Origin of the sequence: Streptomyces alkaliphilus (assembly GCF_014141535.1) — a bacterium.
Taxonomy (GTDB): Bacteria; Actinomycetota; Actinomycetes; order Streptomycetales; family Streptomycetaceae; genus Streptomyces; species Streptomyces alkaliphilus.
On sequence record NZ_VKHT01000741.1, the window covers coordinates 1 to 2,621 of the forward strand.

At 72.6% G+C, this 2,621-nt stretch carries 4 protein-coding genes; all 4 read right to left on the reverse strand.

The features are described from left to right. Window positions 1-443: NADH-quinone oxidoreductase subunit NuoK (gene nuoK, locus FNQ90_RS19195; RefSeq protein WP_182607508.1), on the reverse strand; the 443-nt coding region annotated here is incomplete at its 3' end. Then, window positions 443-1,081, reverse strand: a complete 639-nt coding sequence (locus FNQ90_RS19200; RefSeq protein ID WP_323380073.1) for an NADH-quinone oxidoreductase subunit J family protein — start codon at window positions 1,079-1,081, stop codon at window positions 443-445. The genes nuoK and FNQ90_RS19200, both read right to left, overlap by 1 nt. After that, entirely contained in the window at window positions 1,078-1,554 is a 477-nt protein-coding gene (locus FNQ90_RS19205; protein ID WP_153427284.1) for a 4Fe-4S binding protein, read from the reverse strand. Before FNQ90_RS19205 ends, FNQ90_RS19200 begins: the two co-directional genes overlap by 4 nt. Before the next feature lie 47 nt (window positions 1,555-1,601). Continuing rightward, entirely contained in the window at window positions 1,602-2,591 is a 990-nt protein-coding gene (locus FNQ90_RS19210; protein ID WP_182607510.1) for a complex I subunit 1/NuoH family protein, read from the reverse strand. Between the last annotated feature and the right edge of the window lie 30 nt (window positions 2,592-2,621).

A 2,621-nucleotide genomic window follows, 5' to 3' on the forward strand; every position in this document is an offset into this window, starting at 1 on the left:
GGCCTCCCGGGGGCGGGCGTCGAACGGGTCGGATCCGCGGACGGCGCGGCGCCGGCACCGGCCCCGATGGGCCGGGGAACGCCTTCGGTGACGCCGCCGGTGTCACCGGTGTCGGCGTCGGCGGGCGGCGCGGCGGGGGTGTCGCGCAGCGCCCGCAGCCGGTCCACCGAGGAGGTGCCGCGCCCCCGGTACACCAGCAGCACGATCGCCAGGCCGACGCCGACCTCGGCCGCGGCCACCGCGATGAGGAAGAGCGTGAACACCTGCCCCGAGTGCAGGGCGTCGCGCAACCACACGTCGAAGGCGACGAGGTTGAGCATGACGCCGGCCAGCATCAACTCCACCGCCATGAGGACCAGGACGGCGTTGCGGCGGGCCAGCACGCCGTACAGACCGACGCAGAACAGCAGCACGGCGAGGACCACCGGGTAGACCAGGTGCATCAGCCCTCACCCCCGACGCGGTGCCGGGGGTCGGGCACAGCGGTGGGCCCCGGGCCGGTCGCAGGGCCGTTCCCCGGGCCGGTCGCGTGCCGGCGGGAGACGGCGATGGCGCCGATCAGCGCCGCGAGCAGCAGCAGGGACAGCGCCTCGAAGGGCAGCACCCAGTGTCGGAACATCGAGGTGCCCAGGTCGGCGGTGAGACCGTGCGGCGTCTCCAGGTCGATCCAGGTGGTGCGGAAGGCGTCCACCACCAGCACCACCAGCAGCACGGCCGCCGAACCGGCCACCACCAGGGCCACCGGGCGGGCGGCGGAGTTCGCGTCCGGGGACGGTCCGGTGGGCGCCTTGGTCAACATCAGTCCGAAGAGCACCAGGACGACCACCGAACCGAGGTAGATGAGCACCTGGACCCAGGCGATGAACTCGGCGGTCAGCAGCAGGTACTGCACCGCCAACCCTCCGAGCGCGACCACCAGGTACAGCGCGGCGCGCACCAGTCGGGTGGTGGTCACGCAGAGCACGGCGGCGCCCAGCACCACGACGCCCACCAGGAGGAAGACGATCCCCACGCCGCTCGGCGAGAGGAAGCCGGGGGTCCCCTCCGCGGCCGTCCGCAGGGCGCCGGGGCCGGGGCTCACGCCGTGCCCCCGCGGGTCGGGCGTTCGGCGGCGCGGCGCGCGGCCACGACCTCCTTGGACTCCTCGGCCGCCGGGTCGAGCGGTGGCGGTTCGGGGACGGTCCACATCCACTCGCGCAGGCGGTCCCGCTCGTGGGTCAGCTCCCGGATGTCGGTCTCCGCGTACTCGAACTCCGGCGACCAGAACAGGGCGTCGAACGGGCAGACCTCGACACAGATCCCGCAGTACATGCACAGCGCGAAGTCGATCGCGAAGCGGTCCAGGACGTTGCGGCTGCGCTCCCGGCCGCCGGGCGCGGCCGGCGGCATCGTCTCCTTGTGCGAGTCGATGTAGATGCACCAGTCGGGGCACTCGCGCGCGCACAGCATGCAGACCGTGCAGTTCTCCTCGAAGAGCGCGATCACCCCCCGACTGCGCGGCGCGAGTTCCGGCAGCGCCTCCGGGTACTGCCGGGTCACCGCGCGGCGGGTCATCGCCCGGAAGGTCACGGCCAGGCCCTTGGCCAGGCCCGATACGGGACTCACGAAATCACCACCTTGACGACACCGGTCAGCGCGATCTGCGCGAGGGCCAACGGGACGAGCACGGTCCAGGCCAGCTTCTGGATCTGGTCCACCCGCAGCCGGGGCCAGGCCACCCGCGCCCAGATCACCAGGAAGCACAGGGCGGCCGTCTTGAGCAGCATCCACAACCAGCCGAGTTGGTCGGCGAACGGGCCGTGCCAGCCGCCGAGGAAGAGCACGGCGGTCAGCGCGGAGACCACCACGATCCCGGCGTACTCGGCGAGCAGGAACAGCGCGAACCGCAGGCCGGAGTACTCGGTGAAGGCGCCGAAGATGATCTCCTCCGGTGCCAGCGGCGCGTCGAACGGCGGACGGTGCAACTCGGCGATGCCCGCGACGAAGAAGACGACCCCGCCGATGATCTGCCAGGGCACCCACCACCACTGGAAGGCGTCCAGGATGCCGGTCAGGCTGAGCGTGCCGGCGGCCATCACGACGGAGGCCGCGGCCAGCAGCAACGGCAGTTCGTAGGCCATCAACTGGGCGGCGGTGCGCATGCCGCCCAGCAGGGAGTACTTGTTGGCGGAGGCCCAGCCGCCCATCAACTGTCCCAGCACGCCCAGGCCGAGGACGGCGAGGACGAAGAACACCCCGGCGTCGATGACCTGGCCCACCAGGGTGCCGGGGCCCAGCGGGATGGCGATCAGGACCACGAAGTACGGCAACAGCGCGACGGCCGGGGCCAGTCGGAAGACGGCCCGGTCCGCGCCGGCCGGAACGGTGTCCTCCTTCTGCGCGAACTTCACGCCGTCGGCGACCAGCTGGGCCCAACCGTGGAAGCGACCGGCGTGCATGGGACCGACCCGGCCCTGCATGTGGGCCATCACCTTGTGCTCGGCCTGACCCACCAGCAGGGGCAGGGTGAGGAAGGCGAGGAGGACCGCGCCGAGGCGCAGCGCGACGTCGCCCGGGCCGAGGGCGGTCGGGCCGGCGGCGTCGGCGAGCAGCGTCGGCAGCGCGGCGGGGGTGATGGGGAG

Coding starts and splice junctions, on each gene's coding strand:
- FNQ90_RS19205 (WP_153427284.1), bottom strand. CDS start 1,554: ATGACCCGCCGCGCGGTGACCCGGCAGTACCCGGAGGCGCTGCCGGAA.